Origin of the sequence: Yersinia sp. SCPM-O-B-9106 (C-191), from assembly GCF_026183365.1 — a bacterium.
Classification (GTDB): Bacteria; Pseudomonadota; Gammaproteobacteria; order Enterobacterales; family Enterobacteriaceae; genus Yersinia; species Yersinia rochesterensis.
The window spans coordinates 3,988,335-4,011,019 of sequence record NZ_CP110791.1 but is presented as its reverse complement, the minus strand read 5'-3'; the positions used below and the strand labels follow the sequence as shown (position 1 = coordinate 4,011,019).

Below are 22,685 nucleotides of genomic sequence, written 5' to 3'. Positions count from 1 at the left end.
CATATTATTTGGTGTTGATGAAAACGGGATTTCACTGGCAGCGGTTAATTAAAAGGAATAAGAGAAGCGCGCCAGAACTTGAACCGGATCTTTATTTTCTGATTTACCGGACAGCAAATGACCACGACTGGCTTCAATATCCAGTTTGATATCGCGGTAGCTAACATTGATGCCAGCACTTAAACCCATAGCGCTGCTCCAGCTTTGCGATGATTGCTGAATACGACCTATATCAGCCCCTAACCGTGGCGTTATAGTGGTGTTGCCGAAAGAGAAATTACGCGATAGGGTATTTTGTAAATACCAGCCTTTATCCGCAGATAAAGTATTATGGCTAAAGCCGCGAACAGCATTGCTGTCGGTGACACTCAACCATTCAACGCCCGGTAAACGGTCGCGGGTATATTGGCCATAGAACTGATTGCTAAACAGATAAAAGTCATCGAACAATTTGAAATATTGGTTAGAGGTGATGGTGGCTTTGGCTTTAGTAAATTGGCTATCTTGATAACTGGCTGATAAGTTCTGATCGGCACCCAACCAGGTTAATCCCTGTTCAATACTGAGATTTACATTGAATATACCTGTGGGCAGGATATGCAGATGGTTAACACCTAGTTCAAATATTGTCAGTGTTGGGCTACTGACCGCGATTTTTTGGTCATTAAAATAGTTTTCGGCCTGTTTATAGGTCAGTTGGGCACTTAAGCCATTAATCTGGTCTTGGTCGCGATAGAAAACATAATCAGAACGTAAGCCGTGTTGTTGGGTCTTACCTTGTAGTTCGATGGTATTAAATTGTAATTGCACCGGATAAAGATATTCCGAGTAGCTAGCAAAACCACTGAGGGTTAAGGCCCCATAGGGTACGGAATAAAAGAGTGAATAAGCACGACTGTAGTTTTTTTGAGGGTTGTCGGTGGTACTGGAAATATTTAAACTGATGGAATCTGATAATCCAAATGGATTATCGAAAGAAAATGCATTTCGGCTCAGCCATTTCCCTGTGTTTTTATTACCATAATTATCGAGAGACGCTGTCAGATGCCAGGGTTTTGACCGGGTATTACTGATTTTTAGAATTGACCCGCCAGATTCACTTCCCGGTAATATGTCGATAGTAATCTTGTTGGAGGGGAGACGGTTGGCTTGGTCTAAACTTTGGTCGAGTTGTTTAATATTTAATGGGTGGCCCAGCATGTTGGGGAAAATAGTTTCACCCTTTAATTCTGGATCATCACTTTCAATACTCTCAATAAAACCCTCAGTGACATCCAACCCCAGTTCTCCCTCTTCGTCGGGGGGAATAAACTGGACCCGCGCCATAATATAGCCGTTGCTAAGATAAAGTTGAGTGAGTTCTCGGGCCAGCAGATTGACATGTTCACTATTAATACATTGATCGGGTATGACGCTTAATGACTCTAAATCTGTCGAGGTCAACAAGGTAATACCCTGAATATAAATCCCACTGATAGGGAGGCATTGTGCGTTATCGTCTAATTCCGGGGCGTTATTTTGGGGCGTATTTATCTCTGCTTCAGGCTGCTTAGCATGAGGTTGACGGCGCTCTTCTATTAATTGATTAATTTCATTGCTGTTATTTTGTAAGTTTTGGCGCGATTCATTGATCGGCGAGGGAATGTCCATCCCCGGAGTGGTATTAGCGTAGGCGCCGGTGCTCAATAAAAAACATAATGCGGTGCGTTTTTTGATCATGATATCTGTGGGGAAGAGCACTGACGGAATAGGTTCAGCTCCTCCATCCTTGAGTCAAATTTACGGGCAGCACTATTACCGTCCCTGATAAGTAAAAACGGCGGGGCGGCTTGGGAATTAAGTTATATTCAGGAAAAACTGAAATATAATAATTTTTTGATATTCGCAGACAGATAAATAATGAAATTTATAATTATTTAATTTCTATTCAGGTCAATACAGGATGTTATTGATTAAATTTCAACGGGAGGGGCACAGCAAGATAAAATAGAAGGAATAGATGCCCGTTGCTAGCGGGCATGGTGAATAGGCTGAATTACTCTTTGTCTTTATTTACCGGCTTACCTGACCAATAACCCGCCAGCAGTGAACCAGATAGGTTATGCCAGACAGAGAACAGTGCGCCAGGCAGTGCGGCCAGTGGTGAGAAGTAAATTTTACCCAGAGTGGCGGCCAGCCCTGAGTTTTGCATGCCGACTTCAATCGCCAATGTGCGGCAGGTTGACTCATCAAAGCCAAACAGTTTCCCGCCCCAATAGCCACTTAACAGACCAATTCCGTTATGCAGAATAACTGCAATAATTACCACGAAACCGACCGAGGCAATGTGGCTCTGGCTACCGGCAACCACGCCGCTGATGATGGCGACGATACAGACCATCGACATCGCCGGTAGGTAAGGTTCGATGCGTTTCACGGTTTTGGTAAAGGAGTGATGGACAATTAAGCCCGCAGTAATCGGGATAACCACAATTTGCAGGATACTTTTCAGCATCCCAATCACATCGACGCTGATGGTGGCATCAACATATAAACGAGTCAGCAGTGGGGTCGCAAACACTCCCACCAGGGTCGAAACCGCAGAGATAGTCACGGAGAGCGCGACGTCACCTTTCGCCAAGTAAATCATGACATTAGACGCTGTTCCGCTGGCAACACTGCCCACCAGTACCATACCGGCAGATAAATCCGGTGGCATACGGAACAGCATAGCCAGAATCCAGGCGGTGAGCGGCATGATCAGATAATGCAGGAAAGTTGCCGCCGCAACCGGTGCTGGGCGTGATAACACCCGTTTGAAATCATCCAACCGCAGAGTGACCCCCATCGCAAACATAATCAGCATCAGCAGTGGGCCGACATAAGGGCCAATGCCGATAAATGTTGTGGGGCGGAAATAGGCTGCGATTGAGAGCAGTAATGCCCAGAGAGGGAACAGCCGGGTGATTTTTACTAACATGAGGCGAGAGTCCTTAATCGTCAGTGTTAGAGATAAGAAAACCGGACGAAAGCGCCCGGTTTGTTATTGAAATAGTTTATTATTCAAAGAGATTATGATGCAGCGTTTGTACCACTTTCTCTGCATCATTACCCGGTACCAGGAAGCACAGATTGTGGCTGCTAGCTCCGTAGCAAATCATGCGGATATTGAATGGGTCTAGCACGCCGAACACTTCTTTGCCCACACCGCAAGCTTGCGACAAGTTATTACCAATAATTGCCACCAATGCCAGGTTTTCTTCCACTTCAACCCGGCACAAAGAAGAGAGTTCGGTCAGTAGCGAGCTGGTCAGCAAGCTGTCACCGGTTGATGTCGAACCGGTCGTATCCAGTGTTAGTGCCACACTGACTTCAGAGGTGGTTATCAAATCAACTGAGATATTGTGACGCGCCAAAATGTTAAACACTTCCGCCAGAAAACCGCGTGCGTGCAGCATATTCAGGCTATGCAGGGTCAGCAGAGTTTGTTTGCGGCGTAGTGCCAACGCCCTGAATAATGGCGGATTATAAGTTTCATTGCACACCAGCGTGCCGCCAGCTTCAGGATCTTTGCTTGACCCGACAAACACCGGAATATCACTGCGCACTGCCGGTAATAAGGTGGCTGGATGCAACACTTTGGCACCGAAAGTTGCCATTTCAGCCGCTTCTTCAAAGGCAATTTTATCAATGCGTTTTGCGCCCGGAACCACCCGTGGGTCGGTGGTGTAAATCCCCGGAACATCTGTCCAGATATCAATCCGGCTAACATTTAGCGCTTCACCCAGCAGTGCGGCGGTGTAATCACTGCCACCCCGGCCAAGAGTCGTGGTGCGGCCTTTACTTTCACTGCCGATAAAACCTTGCGTGACGATAATGGCTTGCTCAATACGCGGTGCTAACTGGGTCTGAGCCAGTTCAGACAATGCTTGGGTGTCCGGCTCGGCTCGGCCAAAACGGTCATTGGTGCGCATGATTTTGCGCACATCAAACCATTCCACCTCGACCTGACGTTGGCGTAATAGTTCGACAAATAGCAGGGTCGACATCAATTCGCCGTGGCTGACCAGTTCATCCGTCAGTGCCGCCGAGGTTGCCAGGCTAGCCGCTTCTGACAGCATGGCAATGTTCTCCAACATGCGGTCAATTTCTTCACGGATAACGGCGGGGTCAGAAAGTTTAGTGAGAATACTGTATTGAATACGGCGGATTTCATCTAAATGAAGGGCACGTGTTTCCTGTTCGCAACCATCGGCCAATGCGACCAACAAATTGGTAATCCCGGCTGAAGCCGACAAAATCACCAAACGAACATCCGGGTTCGATAAAACTACATCAGCACTGCGGCTCATGGCATCAAAATCAGCCACGCTAGTCCCGCCAAATTTGGCGACGACAGTTGAGGACGCTGTGCTGCGAGTCTGTTGGGGATCAGTCTGCTGTTGTGAAGCCTGTCGTTGTGAAGCGGAAATCATCTAAAAAACCTCGTGTCAGATGCCATCTCGGGTAGTCGGCTGTATTTTTCTCTGTACAAGGAAATAACGGGTTATCCACTTTCTGTCAATGAAATGGCTATGAGGTATTTTCATATTTAATAATACGTTCCCTCATATCACTAAATTGATTGGATACTGGCCCGAATGTGAGCGGCTGCTATGATTGAAAGTCTTAAGATTATGATTAAAAGTCTGAAGATGGGCTGCCATTTTGAGAAAACAGGGAGCAGATCAAAAGTTGTTTCGAGAGATATTACCTATCGCAAGAAAAGAGATCTCAATCACAGGGTAACAGGATACAATCAGGGTATTCGTTTCATTAATCCTTAAGCCTAGAAGAGCGCCGCTATGAAAAATATTAATCCTAGTCAAACCGCTGCCTGGAAAGCGTTACAGCAACACTTTGAACAGATGAAAGACGTCACCATCAGCAGTCTGTTTGCCAAGGACGACCAGCGTTTTAACAAGTTTTCAGCGACTTTTGACGATCAAATGCTGGTGGATTTCTCCAAAAACCGCATTACCAGTGAAACCATGGAAAAATTGCAAGCTCTAGCCAAAGAAACTGATCTGGCGGGCGCAATTAAGTCTATGTTTGCTGGTGAGAAAATTAACCGCACGGAAGATCGCGCGGTACTGCATGTTGCTTTGCGTAACCGCAGCAATACGCCAATTGTGGTCGATGGCAAAGATGTGATGCCAGAAGTGAATGCGGTACTGGCAAAAATGAAACAGTTCTGTGACCGCGTGATTGGCGGTGACTGGAAAGGCTATACCGGTAAAGCGATTACCGATGTAGTGAATATCGGTATCGGTGGTTCTGACCTCGGCCCTTACATGGTGACCGAAGCGCTGCGTCCATACAAAAATCACCTGAATATGCATTTTGTTTCTAACGTCGATGGCACTCATATTGCTGAAACGTTGAAACCGCTGAACCCAGAAACCACGCTGTTCCTGGTGGCGTCAAAAACTTTCACTACCCAAGAAACCATGACCAACGCGCATAGCGCCCGTGACTGGTTCTTGTCTACCGCCAGTGATGAGAAGCATGTTGCCAAGCACTTTGCAGCATTATCGACCAACGCCAAAGCAGTCGGCGAGTTTGGTATTGATACTGACAATATGTTTGAATTCTGGGATTGGGTCGGTGGCCGTTATTCCCTGTGGTCGGCTATCGGCTTGTCTATCGCGCTGTCCGTGGGTTTTGAGCATTTTGAAGAACTGCTCAGTGGCGCACACGCCATGGATAAACATTTTGCAGAAACGCCAGCAGAGAAAAACCTGCCGATTCTGTTGGCATTGATTGGCATCTGGTATAACAATTTCTTTGGTGCAGAAACCGAAGCTATCCTGCCTTATGACCAATATATGCACCGTTTCCCGGCTTACTTCCAGCAGGGCAATATGGAATCCAACGGTAAATATGTTGACCGTAATGGCAACCCGGTTGATTACCAGACTGGCCCGATTATCTGGGGCGAACCCGGTACCAATGGCCAACATGCGTTTTACCAGTTGATTCATCAAGGCACTAAATTGGTTCCTTGTGACTTTATCGCCCCGGCTATCAGTCATAACCCACTGAGCGATCACCACGCGAAGCTGCTGTCTAACTTCTTCGCACAAACTGAAGCGCTGGCTTTTGGCAAAACATTGGATGAAGTTGAAGCTGAATTTGCCGCTGCGGGCAAAACGCCGGAGCAAGTGGCTCATGTTGCGCCATTCAAAGTGTTCGAAGGTAACCGCCCAACCAACTCCATTTTGCTACGCGAAATCACGCCGTTTAGCTTGGGGGCCTTGATTGCGCTGTATGAGCACAAAATCTTCACGCAAGGGATTATCCTGAATATTTACACCTTTGACCAATGGGGTGTAGAGCTGGGTAAACAACTGGCGAACCGCATTTTGCCAGAACTGGCAGATGACCAAGAAGTGACCAGCCACGACAGTTCTACCAATGCGTTGATTAACCGTTTCAAGAACTGGCGTTAAGCTAACGGGCTAAGCTCCTTGATCCGCGCTTATTAGCCCCTTACTGATGTAAGGGGCTTTTTTTCGGCCCGGATTATTTCACCTACTTTCAATAGGATTATTTATGGCCAAAAATTCGCGCTCACAGTGGATAGCCAAGAATCTACAGCGTTTACTGAATGTGGGGTTGATTGCATTGGCCGCTATTTTGGTGGTCTTTCTGATAAAGGAAACCTTTCATCTTGGAAAGGTACTCTTCGTCAATAATCAGGATGCGTCTTCTTACATGCTGATTGAAGGGATTGTGATTTACTTCCTGTACTTCGAATTTATTGCGTTGATTGTTAAGTACTTTGAGTCCGGTTATCACTTTCCATTGCGCTATTTTATTTATATCGGGATCACTGCGATTATCCGGCTGATCATTGTCGATCATGAAAATCCGATTGATACGTTGATTTATTCCGGTTCCATATTGCTGCTGGTGGTGACGTTGTATTTAGCCAATACCGAAAGATTAAAAAGAGAATAGCGGTTTATTTTAAGTATAAAAATGGCGGCCATTACGGCCGCCCTAAAGACACAGTACCAGAGGGGAAAAAATACCCTTCTTACTTGAAGTTGTCGCGTTGCTAGCTGCTCTTACTCACCCGAATCACTGACCTAAGTCAGCTCATCGGGCTTCACTCGTTTGCTGCCTAGCGACAACTCCAATTACTTTGGGTATTGAACGATGAAATTTTGAAACGTTAACCTTTCACGCCACCGGCCGTGAGACCCCCGACCAGCCAGCGCTGTGCTAGCAAGAAGACAGCGGTGATCGGAATGGCCGATAGCACGGCGGCAGCGGCAAAATCACCCCACAGATAGTTTTGCGGATTCAAATACTGCTGCATACCCACCGCCAGGGTGTAACTGTTCACGTCCCGCAACAATAATGAAGCGACCGGAACTTCAGTAATGGCGGCAATAAATGACAGAATAAAGACCACGGCTAAAATCGGCACAGACAGCGGCAATAGCACCAGTCTGAAAGCTTGCCATGGTGTCGCGCCGTCCAAAGCTGCGGCTTCTTCCAGTGAGTTATCAATGGTTTCGAAATAACCTTTGATGGTCCAGACGTGCAGGGCGATCCCGCCCATATAAGCAAAAATCACCCCGCCATGAGTATTTAACCCGATAAATGGCAGATATTGTCCCAAGCGGTCAAATAAAGCATATAGCGCGACCAAAGACAGTACCGCTGGGAACATTTGGAAGATTAACATCCCTTTCAACAGGCTGCTTTTACCGCGAAAACGCATGCGGGCAAAGGCATAAGCACAGGTGGTAGAGAGGGTAACAATCCCAATTGCGGTGATAACCGCAATCTTGATGGAGTTCCATAGCCACAGCATCACAGGGAACGGCGGCGGTGTCACACTGCCATCGGCGTGTGTCACACTCATACCCAGCGCCAGCTTCCAGTGTTCCCAAGAAATCTGATCGGGAATCAAGCTGCCGGTGGCGAAGTTGCCGGGCCGCAGCGAGATGGTAATCACCATCAGCAGCGGGAACATAATCAGCGCGATAAAGCACAGCATCAGAAAATGGGTGCCCCATAGACGCAAACGCTGGGATTTAGGTTGAACCATAGCCATCTGCATCTCCTCCTTAATCAAAATTCATTTTGCTGGCTTTCAAATTCAGTATCGCAAGTGCGCCTACCAGGATGAAAATCAGTGTTGCAATTGCCGCCGCCAGACCAAAATCTTGCCCGCCGCCGCCTTCAAAGGCGATACGGTAGGTGTAGCTGACCAGTAAGTCGGTATACCCCGCAGGGGTAGTGGTGCCAATCATGTCTGGGCCGCCGTTGGTCAATAACTGAATCAACACGAAGTTGTTAAAGTTAAAGGCAAAACTGGCAATCATCAACGGCGTCAATGGCTTAATCAGCAAAGGTAAAGTGATGCGGAAGAAGTTCTGGAATGGGCCTGCGCCATCCATTGCCGATGCTTCATACAAATCATCAGGAATCGCTTTCAACAACCCCATGCACAGAATCATCATGTAAGGGTAACCGAGCCAGGTATTGACGATCAGTATCATGCTCTTGGCGGTGATAGGGTCACTAAACCAGGCCGGTTTGATGCCAAATAAATGGTTTAGCATCAGGTTAATTTCACCGAAACTTTGGTTAAATAACCCTTTGAAAATCAATATTGAAATAAACGCGGGTACCGCATAGGGCAGGATCAGCAACACCCGATAAACGGCTTTGCCTTTCAGGGAATCCCATTGCACTACACAGGCCAGCACCATACCCACCGCCACTGTCAGCACGACCGTCAGCAATGAGAAAATAATGGTCCAGATAAATATTGAGATGAAAGGCTTCTGAATGCCTTCGTCATGCAGCACTCGTAGGAAGTTTTTCCAGCCAATAGTGACGGTAAAACCGGGGCTGAGTTTTTCATTCTCCCACTGCCCGTCAGCATTGATAGCCTGATAGAAACCGACATCAATATTTGGCCGGTAGATCACGCCAGTCTGCTGATTAATCAATTCCTTACCGTCAGCACCGAGCTTATAGAGCGGGCTGGTACCGGCGAATTGGCGCAGTGAACTCATGCGCAGTTCACCACCACCAGGCAAGATTGCCACCAATTCACTAAGCGCCTGGCGATTTTGGGTAATAATTCGCAAGGAAGCTTGTTCAGCGGTTTGCTCTGTGCTGGTTGGCACAACATTTATTTTTTGCTCGCCTGTGGCATTCAGGCTGAAAGGTTCAGAAACCAGGAGGGTATTATCATCCGGATTAGTGAGCTGTAACCGCCATTGGTCATGACTGGGATAAAGACCAAAAGTATAAGTTTTGCCAGTCTGGAACTGCCGGTCCATCAACACGGATTGGGCGCGTTCAAAGGTTAACTGGTTGGTACTGCTGTAGTTAGTAAAAGCGATGGCGATAGTGCAAATCAATGGGAACAGGACAAACAGCCCCATACCTGCCACGCCGGGGTAAACATAGCGCCAGGCATAAGCACGGCGATTGGCGAAAACATACAGCCCCAGACTCACCAGAATCAGTGTCACAATGGCAAAAAGATATTCACCTTGAGCATACATCAACACAATTAAATAGCAGGTGAATAAGCTTAAAGTGCCAATAATCAGCCACTTAAGTACATCACTTTGCCACCAGGCGGTTTTCTTTTTACGGCTTTCAAACTCGGTGTGGGATAACTGCATAATGTTCCCTTTCATACTCTTCGTACTTGACGTTACAGCGGTGTTAGCTGCTCTCGTTACTCGGCCCATCCATGGCCCTCGCCTCTTTGAGGCCGCTGCAAGCAGCGTTCAAATCTGCTCCCTGCAGATTTGTCACCCGAATCACTTACTTGTGTAAGTTCATCGGGATTCGTTCATTGGCTGCCTTGCTGTAACATCAATTACTTTGAGTATGGTTATAGTGTTACAGCAAGTGTTATCAGGGCGCGGCGAACCGCGCCCCTTTTGCAGGTGAAACTATTATTTGACGATACGTGCCGCTGCATCGTTCAGCGCAGCTTCTACAGTTTGACGCCCACTAATGGCGTTCAACACCGCGCTGCGGGTTGCATACCAGAAGGCCGCCATTTGCGGAATATTAGGCATGATTTCGCCTTTAGTGGCGTTATCCATGGTGGCTGCAATCCGCGGATCTTTTGCCAGTTGCTCTTGGTATGAAATCAATGCAACAGCGCCCAGAGGTTTGTCTTTATTGACTTCAGCCAGGCCTTGGTCAGTTATCAGATAGTTTTCCAGGAATTCAGTTGCCAGTTCTTTATTCGGGCTGGCGGCGTTAATACCGGCAGTCAGAACACCCACGAACGGCTTGGAAGCCTGGCCGTGGAAAGTTGGCAGCAAGGTCACACCGTAGTTGATTTTACTCTTATCAATGTTGGACCATGCCCACGGGCCATTGATGGTCATCGCGGTTTCGCCTTTATTAAAGGCCGCTTCTGCGATGGAATAATCAGTATCGGCATTGATGTGCTTATTCTTCACTAAATCGACAATAAATTGCAGACCGGCTTTCGCACCGGCATTATTCACACCGACGTTTTTGACATCATAGACACCGTTTTCAGATTTGAAAGCATAACCGCCGTCAGCGGCGATAAGTGGCCAAGTGAAGTAGGGTTCTTGTAGGTTCCACATGATGGCGCTCTTGCCATTAGCGCGCAGTGCGGTATCCAATGCTGGAATTTCTTCCCAAGTCTTCGGTGCTTCTTTAACCAGATCTTTGTTGTAAATCAGTGACAGTGCTTCGACTGCAATTGGGTAACCAATCAGTTTGCCATTAAAGCGAACGGCATCCCATGTGAACGGGAACAGTTTGTCCTGGAAAGCTTTAGACGGGTGCAGTTCGGCCAATAAGCCCGATTGCGCGTAGCCACCAAAGCGGTCATGTGCCCAGAAGATAATATCCGGGCCATCGCCAGTGGCAGCTACTTGTGGGAATTTTTCTTCTAGTTTATCTGGGTGCTCGATAGTGACTTTGATGCCGGTATCTTTCTCAAATTTCTTACCGACTTCTGCCAGCCCGTTATAGCCTTTATCGCCATTGATCCAGATAACCAGCTTACCTTCTTCAATTTTGGCAAAAGCAGAGGAAGAGAGCACCAGCGTGGTTAGCGCTGAAAGGGCCAAAACACGTGCGGTCTTACCAATGCCGGATTTTGTGAAGCTGCGAGTCATAATCCAATCCTTTTATCCAATTTTGTGGGTACCGACTTTCTTGTGAGTCATTCATACATTTATTACATGTACTAATACATTACGCTGCCATATTGAGTCACAACTGGATGCACCATCATCCTCCCCCTCTCTACGCCCCCCGACGAGTTATTGTGACCCACTTAACACTGCTGCCTATTCTGTGGTGCCAGACACAATAATGTAGGTCGAAATTTGCGTGGCTGATCACGTATTTGTATTTGTGATGGAACTTCTGCTCCCTAGGGTCGTTCTTTCATCCTCCCATCTCCTCCCCCATGAAAAACCTCGTTACGGATGATTACCAAATAGTGACACTCCCGCATTATCGGCAACATTGAAAAGCGGCACCGTCATTGAAACAGCATCGGTACCCTTGAAACTCAGCATCTTTGCTATGCGTTCACCAACAAAACGTGGTTGTTCGGTTAATTATTACTCAGCCAGATCAGGACGTTGCAGCGTTAAACAACGTGCGGCCCTATACTCAGGCCGCGACGTCGTCCGGGGCAACCTTGTGCAAGCATGGCGGTACGGCGCGCTGCAAGAGAATCATCAGGGGCTGGGAGTCATCGACGGGTCATGCCGGAATTTGCTTCCGCCATTTTTCTTCAGTCAGGTTCATATGAAAAGTTGTTTGCGTAAGCAAAGGAGTAACAGATGGCTAATGTAACGCTGAGCGGCGTTTATAAAGCCTTTGGTGAGGCTGTGATTTCCAGAGACATCAATTTGGAAATCGATGACGGTGAGTTTGTTGTATTTGTTGGGCCATCCGGATGTGGGAAATCGACACTGTTGCGGATGATTGCCGGGCTTGAGGACATTACCTCGGGTGAGTTGTTGATTGGTGGTAAGCGGATGAATGAAGTGCCGCCGTCTGAGCGCGGTATCGGCATGGTGTTCCAGTCATATGCGCTTTATCCCCATTTGTCTGTGGCAGAGAACATGTCTTTTGGCTTGAAATTGGCCGGTGCGAAGAAAGCGGAAATTAACCAGCGAGTGAATCAGGTAGCTGAAGTGCTGCAACTGGCTCACCTGTTGGACCGCCGACCTAAGGCTTTATCAGGTGGTCAGCGTCAGCGTGTAGCGATTGGCCGGACTTTGGTTGCAGAGCCGGACGTTTTTCTGCTCGACGAACCACTTTCCAACCTGGATGCGGCGCTGCGGGTACAGATGCGCATCGAGATATCGCGCCTGCATAAACGCCTGCAACGCACCATGATTTACGTCACCCACGATCAGGTCGAAGCCATGACCTTGGCCGACAAAATTGTGGTGTTGGATGCGGGCAATGTGGCGCAAGTCGGTAAGCCACTTGAGCTGTACCACTACCCAGCTAACCGCTTTGTTGCGGGCTTTATCGGCTCGCCAAAAATGAATTTTTTACCGGTGAAAGTGACTGCCGTTGAACCTCGTCAGGTACAGATTGAACTGCCAAATCCAAATGGTCAGTTAGTGTGGCTGCCGGTCGAAGGTGACCAGGTTCAGGTCGGCGCAAATATGTCTTTGGGTATTCGCCCGGAACATCTGCTGCCAAGCAGTGCCTCTGAAGTCACGCTGGAAGGCGAGATTCAAGTGGTAGAGCAACTGGGTAATGAGACTCAAATTCACATCCAAATCCCTGCAATACGTCAAAACCTGGTCTACCGCCAGAACGACGTGGTGCTGGTAGAAGAAGGTGCAACATTCTCCATCGGTCTACCGCCCTATCGCTGTCATCTGTTCCGTGAAGATGGATCTGCGTGCAAGCGGCTGTACCAAGAACTGGGCGTCTAGTTTCCACGACGTCAAGTGACGGCAAATGTTAAGCACGCATGCCGACAGGCAAATATAACAGGAGATTACTGATGATTACTCTGCGCAAGTTACCGATAGCACTGGCTGTTGCCGCTGGTGTCCTTTCCACTCAAGCTATGGCTGTTGATTTCCACGGGTATGCGCGTTCCGGTATCGGCTGGACGGGAAGTGGCGGTGAACAACAATGTTTCAAAACAACCGGTGCTCAAAGTAAATACCGTCTGGGTAACGAATGTGAAACTTATGCGGAAATTAAGTTAGGCCAAGAATTGTGGAAAGAAGGTGATAAGAGCTTCTACTTAGATACTAACGTTGCGTATTCCGTTTCGCAACGTGATGACTGGGAATCCACTGACCCGGCTTTCCGTGAAGCCAACGTGCAGGGTAAGAATCTGATTGAAGCGTTGCCAGGCTCCACCATGTGGGCTGGTAAGCGCTTCTATCAACGTCATGATGTTCATATGATTGACTTCTATTACTGGGATATTTCAGGCCCAGGTGCTGGTCTTGAAACTATTGACCTAGGCTTTGGTAAGTTATCTGTCGCTGCGACTCGTAACTCAGAATCGGGCGGCTCAAGTGCTTGGATCAATAATTCACGTAAAGATGCAGAGTATACGGTTAACAACGTATACGACGTGCGTCTGGCCGGTTTAGAAACTAACCCCGGTGGTTCATTGGAGTTAGGTTTTGATTATGGTCGCGCGGATACTCAAGAAGGTTACTCGTTAGCACCAAATGCTTCTAAAGATGGTGTGATGCTGACCGCTGAGCATACCCAAAGCATGATGGGTGGCTTCAACAAGTTCGTGTTGCAATATGCTACCGACTCGATGACGTCCTATAACACCGGTCACTCGCAAGGTACGTCAGTAAATAATAATGGCCACTTGTTGCGTGTTATTGACCACGGTGCCATCAATCTGGCTGAGAAGTGGGACATGATGTATGTCGCGTTATACCAAGACATTGACTTGGATAACAATAACGGCAACACATGGTACAGCGTAGGTGTACGTCCGATGTACAAATGGACACCTATCATGAGTACGTTGCTGGAAGCAGGCTACGACAACGTTAAATCACAACATACCGGTGAACGTAACGGTCAATACAAACTGACTCTGGCCCAACAATGGCAGGCAGGTGATAGCATTTGGTCACGTCCGGCAATTCGTGTCTTTGCAACTTATGCCAACTGGGATGAGAAGTGGGGCTATAGCAATACAACCGGCGTAGCACAAGACGGCACTATTGGTACCAACAGCCGCGGCAAAAACAACGAAGTCACCTTCGGTGCGCAATTCGAAGCTTGGTGGTAACAGCAGTGATACAGCCGTCCTTTAGGGCGGCTGTTCTGTTTCGATGAGGCGGGCTGCGGCCCACCTCTAACCAGATAAAGCGATATACCCTAAATAATTCGCTAACTTTACCGACCTTGCCTGGCCCAGTTAGCACCGACGCTCAATGTATGAGGGTACAATAATGAAAAAGAATCTGCTGACACTCTGTCTGGCATTGGCTTTAGGGGTCACCGCGCCTCTGGCAGTGCATGCGGAGCGAACCATTTCTCCGGCGAATGTTTCCATCGCGCCGACTATCAGTACCGCAACATTACAACAGTTGCCTTGGCAGCCTTTAGTGCCGCCGGCGACGCAAGATATCAAACTCACTGCCGCCAGCCCGCAAATCTCTCAAGGGAATGTGGAAGGGGCGGTGGCTGCTTTTGCTTTACCTGCGGATCGTGGATCAATGGAGATTACGCTCAGCAGCTTAGTGACTGATAACCAACTATTTTCCCCGAGCGTATTAGTGTTAGACGAACAAATGCGCCCAGCGGCTTATTACCCGTCCAGCTATTTCACTTATGAAAAAGCGGGCATCATGACCAGTGATCGCCTACAAGGGGTGATGAAACTGACACCAGCATTGGGTCAAAAACAAATTTATCTGCTGGTTTACACTACCCGTGATGATTTGGCCAAAACCACCAAGCTGCTTGATCCGGCTAAAGCTTACGCCATGGGCGTGGGTAATGCGGTGCCGGATATTCCAGACCCGATTGCTAAACATGTTCCGACCGGTAATTTGAGAATTAAAGCTACCGCTGAGCAAGGTTTGGGTAACGTGATGATTGGCTTGATTCAATCCGCTCCGGTGTCGGCTCCCGTCGTGGTGGGCAGCGCGGTGCAACCTGCGCCAGCCGCAGCACCGACAAAACCGGCAGAGCCAATGCTGAGTGAGACTGAAAACTACTTCAACCAGGCGATTAAAGACGCGGTGAAATCCGGTGATGTCGATAAGGCGCTGAAATTGTTGAACGAAGCGGAACATTTGGGCTCAACTTCAGCCCGAAAAACCTTTATTGGTAGTGTAAAAGGCAAGGGGTAAATCCCGGCACTGCCGAATATGGCTGGATGATTGGTGTGCCTTGGCACACCTTTTTTCGTTGGGCTTTTGTAAACGGCTACCGCTCGCTACGCCAGACTGAATGTAGGCAGATAAAAGATAAATAAGAATGTACGAGACTGATAATTGAATCGGCATCGGTATCTTCAATTGCATGGCGGGAGTCATTTCAAGTGACTCTTTATTGTTTAGCTATTCAATTAAAGGAGCTGATAAATGTTAAATAAGCCTCTGTTTTATTTATGTATTTTTGCGTTGCCGTGGTCGGCTCTGTTTGCAGAAGAAAACCTGTCGCTCCACTCCCTGACCCCGCGCACTATCACCACTCAGCAGATTGATTCCCACGCACATCTGCGGTTACCCATAAAGGTGACGGCAAGAGATGATGTGGTATTGGAGAAAATGGCAGCAATATTGCCCAATGTAAATTCTGTTTCTGATCCTGTGTTCAGCCAGGCGATGCAATTAATTGATTATAGTAGAGATTTAGGTCAGAGAACTTGGGCGCAACAATTTCCCGAAATCAGTGATGCTCGGGTGGGCAGAATTGTGGATCTTTATCTTCAACTCTATGATGCAGAAGATGTTGAACATGCGGATAGTTTGGAAGGTTTACTGAATTTAAGACCGGGATTAACAGCGACCCAAGGCTATGAAAAAGCGCGTGTTATCAGTTTGGATCGAGAAATTTTTTTTAAGTTATTCCAAAAAGGCCTGACTCTGTCCACAGAAGAAGAACTCACTCCGCTCGCCGCCCTGAGCTTTGTCTGGTGGTTACAGCAGGAAGGGAAGCCCACGCTGGCTGAATTATCCGCTGCAATTTATCGGGCTGAACATAAAGACATCCGTAAGCAGGCGGCAATACTTTATAACCATTCCCATTATGGTCATCGCTATGGTGATATCGCGGGTATTCCGGCTACGGATTTGGACAATTGGGGCATGGGCCAACTGGATGAACCGGCGCAGCCGGTTTTTAGCGCCAGTAAGGCGTTAAGAGTCATTTATGAAGGGATGAGTGCCCCTCCTGCGATAGTGCAATCGCCGGCGGCTTATCTTGCCAATGGATTTGCACCGAAGAATGCCCAAGGCAGTTACCTAACAGACCAACTGCCAGAGATGATTTTGCAAGGATGCAACTTGGTTGGTTTTGATACGTGCAGCCAGCAGGATTTTACTCAATTTCTTGATCTCCAACATCCCGTCGGCAGTCTGGCATTTTCGCTAAAAACCACACTCAATTTACATTATCAATTACAAGGTAAAAACCTTGATGAACTGGATGGAAAGGATACTGAGCAGTTGTATGGTTTATTGGTCGAAGAAGAAATACATTTACACCAAGCTGGTGGGGTACGCTACAGCCCGACAGTTATCTTCCTCTCTCATTTCAGCCAGTCGAATGAAGTCGAACCCCTAACGGTCGAACAAATAGCCCGCGCATTCAAACATATTGCCGGAGAAATTGACGCGGCTGATTTGCCCGATTCAGCGCAGAGTACATTTATTCGACTGCAACAATTGGCTGACTACATTATTGACGGCACTGCTATTGATTTGGAACAAGTAAGGTTTGTGTCGGACCTCAAAATTCTAGCGCCCTTTTTTGAGCTAAACCCGCCGCTATATGCTCTGACACAGCGCGGATTGTATAAAACTGAGCAACAAAAAATAGCGCGACAATTGGATTATCTCGACATGCGTTTGGCCTATCGCCATCCTCCCGCCGCTTTTGATGAAGATCAGGCGATAAGAGAAATCCTGAGAGAAAAGGGTGTCAGAGACATTTATTTCCCTCGGCAATATACCTATCGGCGGGATCTCCAACATGGTTATCCGCAGAAAGAGTTTGATTCACCTTTTGACGAATTTAAACGGCGGCGAAATGCCAGCAACCACTTTGTTGCCAATATGTCGATGCCGGGTAATAACGGCAGGCCGATAAACGTTTTTGATACGCTGGATGCGAAAAAATCTGAATATTATGCCCAAATCAAAGCTCATCCGGCGCTGAGAGCGCAGGCCATTGAAGCATTAATTGATAGTGGAGAGCGGCCAAAGGGCAGTCGACTGCAACATAAAATCGAAAGCTTGGCCGAGGACTACCAGCCGGAATCTGAGAATACGCGTTTTTGGGGCAATGCTTGGACATCTTTGGAAAATCATTGGGTTTGTAAAGTACCGCTAGCGAATCCGATGTGTACTATCGCCCGGGTTGAAAGCCCGCGCTACCGCAATGATAAGGAGGGTATGGCGGCAGGTATGACGGCTATGATGATGGAGGCTAGCTTACTCAAAGGAATGGAGCGGGGGGTGAAGATGATAGAAAATCCCCCGCCGGGCATAAAAGTAGAGAGTATTGCTGAGCCAGTTCCCACACTCCCTGAACTGAGCCGTCAAACGATACAAAACCCATATGGAACGCCGATTGAAGTCCAATGGGTGCGACTTAAAGACCTGTCGGTCTCCAGTGGTGGGCGCGAAGCTTGGGTTAGGCAGGGCGGAAGCGGAGCCTATTGGGAAGTTGATTTGGCCACCGGCAAAGACTTGGGCGTTGTTTTAAAACAAGGCCCTGAATTTATTAAACAGGGCCGATTACCGGGAGGCGGGTCATCTTCATCAACACTTTCTGGGGCTAAATTTAACCCCGAAATTAAATTAGGTAAAAAGATTGGCCACGGAAGCTCTGGAGACGTTTTCCTTGATGCCAATAACCCCGGTTTTGTATTAAAAAAGCTCTCTACACAAGAGAGTGTACTGTTAACCGAAGTCCACATGAAAGAAGTTGAATTTTTTAATCGCTACTACGGAGAAGGCTCTTCTGAGTTTATTATTCAGGAAAATCAACACTATATCAGAATGTACCGGGTGCCAGGTAAAACGCTGGCAGAGATTACATCTAACGTTTTCCCACCCAATGCCAAGGAACGGTTTTTAAGCATGATGGACGATTTAGGCTATTACAATATTATCCATGATGACTTGAATTTTAATAATGTTTTATATGATAAAAAGACTAACACTTTTTACCCAATCGATTTCGATAAAGCCCATGATGGATATTATTCACCCAGGGAGCTCGATGACGACAATCAACCTTGGGGAGTCACAATAAGGGTTGAATATATCCTTGAACATATTGAAAAATATACTAAAAAATAAATTAAAATGACTTTTATTGCGCATAATAAAAAAGTAACCTGATGTCGCTGGAGAGGCAATCTGCGCTACAATGGTTTTCTATTTATGAATTAGCGGGGATGGGCGCTCTATCCTCAGTAGGAGCGGGCCGTATGTCTACCGGCGATGCATCAATTTTAAAACCAATCCAATGGTGTGCCATTGAGCAACCCAATCTTCCTGCCGATGTCGCTGACTGGCTAATGGAGTTGGGGTCGATGACCCGGCGTTTTGAGCAACATTGTCAGCGAGTTCATGTCGAACCGCGACAGGAATGCTTTATTACGCGCCATGAGCTAGGGGAAGATGCCGAACATTTGCCAGCAAGTGAGCGTTATTGGCTGCGCGAGATTGTCTTATGTGGCGATAATGTCCCTTGGCTATTGGGCCGCACGGTTATTCCCGAGGAAACACTGTCTGGCCCAGATCGGGCGCTGGTGGATTTAGGGACATTACCTCTGGGGCGCTATTTATTTGGTGGTAATAATTTAACCCGAGATTATATTCAAGTAGGGCGGCAGAATGAGCTTTGGGCGCGCCGTTCATTACTGCGCCTGTCAGGTAAGCCCCTGTTACTGACTGAAGTTTTTTTACCGGCTTCGCCGCTGTATTTGATTTAAGGGGTGGTGAGATTTTGGAGAGTGAGAAATTGAAGGGAAGTCATGTTCAGAGCAAATGGCGGGCTTATTGCCGTTTGATGCGGATCGATAAACCCATTGGCTCATTATTACTGCTGTGGCCGACACTGTGGGCATTATGGTTGGCAGGGAAAGGTATTCCCAGCACCAATATATTGATTGTTTTTGTCTTGGGTGTCTTTTTCATGCGCGCCGCCGGTTGTGTCGTCAATGATTATGCTGACCGCAATATTGATGGCTTTGTGAAACGCACCGCATCGCGGCCGTTACCCAGCGGCCTCATCAGTGAGAAAGAAAGCAAAATCCTGTTTATTATCTTGGTGTTGCTCTCATTTGGGTTGGTACTCACGCTCAATAACATGACCATATGGCTGTCACTGGCGGCACTGGCATTAGCCTGGATTTACCCTTTCATGAAGCGGGTGACACACTTACCGCAGGTGGTGCTGGGGGCGGCTTTTGGGTGGTCAATTCCGATGGGTTTTGCCGCTGTGAGTGAAAGTTTACCACTGGTTTGCTGGTTGTTATTGTTAGCAAATATCTGCTGGACGGTCGCTTATGACACTCAATATGCGATGGTCGATCGTGACGATGACCTGAAGATTGGTGTTAAGTCGACCGCCATTTTATTTGGTCAGCATGACAAACTGATTATTGGTTTGCTGCAACTGGCGACATTAGTTTTAATGGTGGCGATTGGCTGGCTGATGCATTTGGGGGGCGCATTTTATTGGGCCATCCTGCTGGCCGGCGCATTATTTGTCCACCAACAGAAGATGATTGCTGGGCGTGAACGTGACCCCTGTTTCCGCGCGTTTTTGAATAATAATTACGTGGGGTTGGTGCTATTTTTAGGGATTTTTATCAGCTATTTGCCCTAAATACACAGCTAGAAAACAGCCAAAAAAATGGCCAGATGATGAATCTGGCCATTGTTGTTTTTGCTTAGCGCGGCGAGGAAGAATTAGTTATCTTCTTTATCCTCTGCCTCAGGCTCTGGCAGTAGATTATTGGTTTCAGCCGGCATACTGACACTTTCAATCGTCAGCTTCACTTCCGGTGTCATCAATGCACTCAGCATATTGTAAACTTCCAGCGTATGTTCTTGAATTGCATCACCGCTATCACTGATATAACCCTCTTCGCGCAATGTGCCCACCAGGGTGGAGAACACGGCCTTATCGAAGAATTCCGGTGCGTTAATCCCATGCAGAACAGACAAGCGCTGCGCCATAATGCGGCTCTCTTTCTCCAACGCGCCCCGATTGATGCTTGGGTTCGCACTGAGTAACGAAAGGGTAATCGCATAGCGTTGCAGGGTTTCGCGCACCCCGGCGGCCAGTAATTGCAGCGGACGAATACGGGCCGGATTCAGCACCAATTCATTCCCTTTGTCGCAAATCAACTGCTGACGCGCCAGTTCATCAATCAGCGTGTCCAGTGTCTGTGGTAATTGTTCTTTACTGTAATGCAGGAATAATTCAGCTTTCAGCATCGGGTAGATCATGCTGATTTGCCGCAATAACTCGGCACGAGTGATACGCCGTTGATACATAACCATACTGGCAATGAGCGATGGCAATATCAGCAAATGCTGGATGTTATTGCGATAGTAGGTCATCAGCACGGCTTGTTCCCGTGGCAGGATGATAATGTCACCAATATTGTCTTTTTCCACCTCAAACTTATTCATATTCAAGGCGTGATTAAGTAACTCTTCCGGCGTCTTATCCGGCACGGTGACATCTTTTGCATAAGGCACATTGCGCATCAGTTGCAAGTAGCAATCGAGTTGCTCGAGCAGTTGCTCGCGAGTGAGTGAGCGCTGACGTGAGGCTAACAATGCCGTCGAACATAAGTTCATGGCATTAGCCGCCGCCGCATTGTTAATCCGAACCATAATCTGGCCAGCCAAATCATTCACTGCCGGTGTCAGCCAGCTTGGGCGCTGTGCTTCGATAGGGTCGATAGCATCACGCCACTGCGGCACATTGGTGTTCAGATAGGTGGTCAACGGGATTGGCTCACCAAAGTTGACATAGCCCTGGCCGAGATTACGCAGCTTGCGCAAGCCCCGCAGCATCTGCAACAGGCTCTCTTTCTCTTTGGTCGCGCCACGTAATTCTTTGGCGTAAGTCCCCACTTCCATCACATGTTCGTAGCCGATATAAATCGGCACTAAGGTGATTGGGCGCGAACCGCCACGCAACATGGCCTGTATTGTCATCGACAGTGTGCCGGTTTTAGGCTCCAGCAGGCGGCCAGTCCGTGAGCGCCCACCTTCAACAAAGTATTCCACTGAATAACCACGGGTGAATAATTCGCCCAGATATTCACGAAACACAGTTGAATAGAGTTTATTGCCTTTAAAGGTGCGGCGAATAAAGAACGCGCCCAGACGGCGGAAAATCGGGCCAGCTGGCCAGAAATTCAAGTTAATACCGGCAGCAATATGCGGCGGCACCAGCCCTTGATGATAAAGCACATAGGAGAGCAGCAGATAGTCCATATGGCTGCGATGGCAAGGCACATAGACGATTTCATGGCCATCTTGTGCCAATTGCCGCACGCGCTCTGCATTGTGGACATTGATGCCCTGATACAAACGGTTCCACGTCCAGCTCAAGACTCGGTCGGACAGACGCACAGCTTCATAAGAGAAGTCGGCGGCTATTTCTTCCATTAGCGTAATGGCGTTTTGTTGCGCTTTCTCGTGAGAGATTTTTTTGGTTCGCGCTTCATCGGCGACTGCTTTTTCAATTGCTTTGGACGTTAACAGTTTTTTGAACAAATCCTGACGGGCCGGTAGGCTCGGGCCAACCGCAGCTAACCGCTGACGCGAGAAATGCATTCGCGCTACGCGTGCCAATTTATGGGCGATGGTTTTATCGGTACCATGCTCACTGGCCATTCGACGCAGTGATACCGTGGTCGAAAAGCGCACAAAACTATCGCGGCCCAGCCACAATACAGCAAAGAATTTCTGCACGCCGTTTAGCACGCGCAGATGTGGCGTACCATGGCCTTCACGCCCCGGAGAGCGGCCAAACATCACCGAGACCGGCAGCATTTGGATATCCAGCTCCGGATTATTGCGATGCAGATCCAGATAATCGTGGAATAGCTTGACCGACTCCTGTTTCGGGGCGTAATAGCGAAACACCCGCGGGCCGTTATCGATAAAGACATGGCTGGGAAGGCTCACGCCATCGATTTCCAATGGAATCAATGGGTCGGGCAGATCCTGCGCCTGACATTGCGCTCGCAAAGTCAGCAAATCAGCCTTAGAATTGTAAGGTAAAACGTACAGAATAGGACGAGACGGGTCTAACCCTAACTCAGTCACAGGATCTGCCGGAATAACCTTGCTTTTTACCAACAGTTTAAGTGGTAAATTCAACAACTTATAATATATTTTACGCCAACCTGACATAACTACATGAAGCCTCTTGTTAGCAATTCGTCGCAAGGA

Annotated in this window: 15 protein-coding genes and 1 pseudogene; 9 read left to right on the top strand and 7 right to left on the bottom strand. The window is 47.9% G+C overall.

Translation table 11 applies throughout. The features are described from left to right. Positions 1–48: 48 nt before the first annotated feature. The 3 genes from OP863_RS18105 to lysC all read right to left on the bottom strand — a co-directional run bounded on the left by OP863_RS18105 (position 49) and on the right by lysC (position 4,454). On the bottom strand, positions 49–1,719 hold the full coding sequence (locus OP863_RS18105) for a ShlB/FhaC/HecB family hemolysin secretion/activation protein (RefSeq protein WP_265525683.1): 1,671 nt from the start codon (positions 1,717–1,719) through the stop codon (positions 49–51). Positions 1,720–2,035: 316 nt separating this feature from the next. Then, entirely contained in the window at positions 2,036–2,959 is a 924-nt protein-coding gene (gene panS / locus OP863_RS18100; protein ID WP_038638490.1) for a ketopantoate/pantoate/pantothenate transporter PanS, read from the bottom strand. Positions 2,960–3,038: 79 nt separating this feature from the next. Beyond that, complete coding sequence (gene lysC / locus OP863_RS18095; RefSeq protein WP_038638493.1) at positions 3,039–4,454, bottom strand: lysine-sensitive aspartokinase 3; 1,416 nt, start codon at positions 4,452–4,454, stop codon at positions 3,039–3,041. 369 nt (positions 4,455–4,823) lie between these two features. Between lysC and pgi the strand changes: the two genes are divergently transcribed. After that, positions 4,824–6,470 (top strand): glucose-6-phosphate isomerase, encoded by a 1,647-nt coding sequence (pgi, locus tag OP863_RS18090; protein WP_050292228.1) that lies wholly within the window; start codon positions 4,824–4,826, stop codon positions 6,468–6,470. A gap of 103 nt (positions 6,471–6,573) precedes the next feature. Beyond that, a complete protein-coding gene (gene psiE / locus OP863_RS18085) occupies positions 6,574–6,981 on the top strand; it encodes a phosphate-starvation-inducible protein PsiE (protein WP_004705335.1) in 408 nt (135 codons plus the stop codon). 217 nt (positions 6,982–7,198) lie between these two features. Here psiE and malG read toward each other — a convergent pair whose 3' ends face one another. The 3 genes from malG to malE form a co-directional block, all read right to left on the bottom strand. Then, positions 7,199–8,089: a maltose ABC transporter permease MalG gene (malG, locus tag OP863_RS18080; protein WP_038638499.1), complete on the bottom strand. Its 891-nt coding sequence runs from the start codon at positions 8,087–8,089 to the stop codon at positions 7,199–7,201. Between the two features lie 13 nt (positions 8,090–8,102). Beyond that, positions 8,103–9,680 carry a maltose ABC transporter permease MalF gene (gene malF / locus OP863_RS18075; protein ID WP_145588720.1) on the bottom strand — a complete coding sequence of 526 codons (1,578 nt, stop codon included), beginning with the start codon at positions 9,678–9,680 and terminating at the stop codon, positions 8,103–8,105. 279 nt (positions 9,681–9,959) lie between these two features. Beyond that, positions 9,960–11,171: a maltose/maltodextrin ABC transporter substrate-binding protein MalE gene (gene malE / locus OP863_RS18070; RefSeq protein WP_038638505.1), complete on the bottom strand. Its 1,212-nt coding sequence runs from the start codon at positions 11,169–11,171 to the stop codon at positions 9,960–9,962. Positions 11,172–11,605: 434 nt separating this feature from the next. Between malE and OP863_RS19970 the strand changes: the two are divergent. The 7 genes and pseudogenes from OP863_RS19970 (at position 11,606) to ubiA (ending at position 20,094) form a co-directional block, all read left to right on the top strand. Beyond that, positions 11,606–11,834 (top strand): annotated as a pseudogene (locus OP863_RS19970) (hypothetical protein). A gap of 15 nt (positions 11,835–11,849) precedes the next feature. Next, the gene (malK, locus tag OP863_RS18065) at positions 11,850–12,965 is read left to right on the top strand and encodes a maltose/maltodextrin ABC transporter ATP-binding protein MalK (RefSeq protein ID WP_038638508.1); all 1,116 of its coding nucleotides are present in this window, start codon (positions 11,850–11,852) and stop codon (positions 12,963–12,965) included. Between the two features lie 68 nt (positions 12,966–13,033). Beyond that, the gene (locus tag OP863_RS18060; protein ID WP_196333105.1) at positions 13,034–14,308 is read left to right on the top strand and encodes a maltoporin; all 1,275 of its coding nucleotides are present in this window, start codon (positions 13,034–13,036) and stop codon (positions 14,306–14,308) included. Positions 14,309–14,471: 163 nt separating this feature from the next. After that, a complete protein-coding gene (gene malM, locus OP863_RS18055) occupies positions 14,472–15,377 on the top strand; it encodes a maltose operon protein MalM (protein ID WP_186368232.1) in 906 nt (301 codons plus the stop codon). Between the two features lie 234 nt (positions 15,378–15,611). Next, positions 15,612–18,557, top strand: a complete 2,946-nt coding sequence (locus OP863_RS18050) for a serine/threonine-protein kinase (protein WP_265525682.1) — start codon at positions 15,612–15,614, stop codon at positions 18,555–18,557. Positions 18,558–18,688: 131 nt separating this feature from the next. Then, positions 18,689–19,195 carry a chorismate lyase gene (gene ubiC / locus OP863_RS18045; protein ID WP_145591097.1) on the top strand — a complete coding sequence of 169 codons (507 nt, stop codon included), beginning with the start codon at positions 18,689–18,691 and terminating at the stop codon, positions 19,193–19,195. Positions 19,196–19,224: 29 nt separating this feature from the next. After that, a complete protein-coding gene (ubiA, locus tag OP863_RS18040; RefSeq protein ID WP_145588728.1) occupies positions 19,225–20,094 on the top strand; it encodes a 4-hydroxybenzoate octaprenyltransferase in 870 nt (289 codons plus the stop codon). Positions 20,095–20,177: 83 nt separating this feature from the next. Here ubiA and plsB read toward each other — a convergent pair whose 3' ends face one another. Next, complete coding sequence (gene plsB, locus OP863_RS18035) at positions 20,178–22,646, bottom strand: glycerol-3-phosphate 1-O-acyltransferase PlsB (RefSeq protein WP_265525681.1); 2,469 nt, start codon at positions 22,644–22,646, stop codon at positions 20,178–20,180. Between the last annotated feature and the right edge of the window lie 39 nt (positions 22,647–22,685).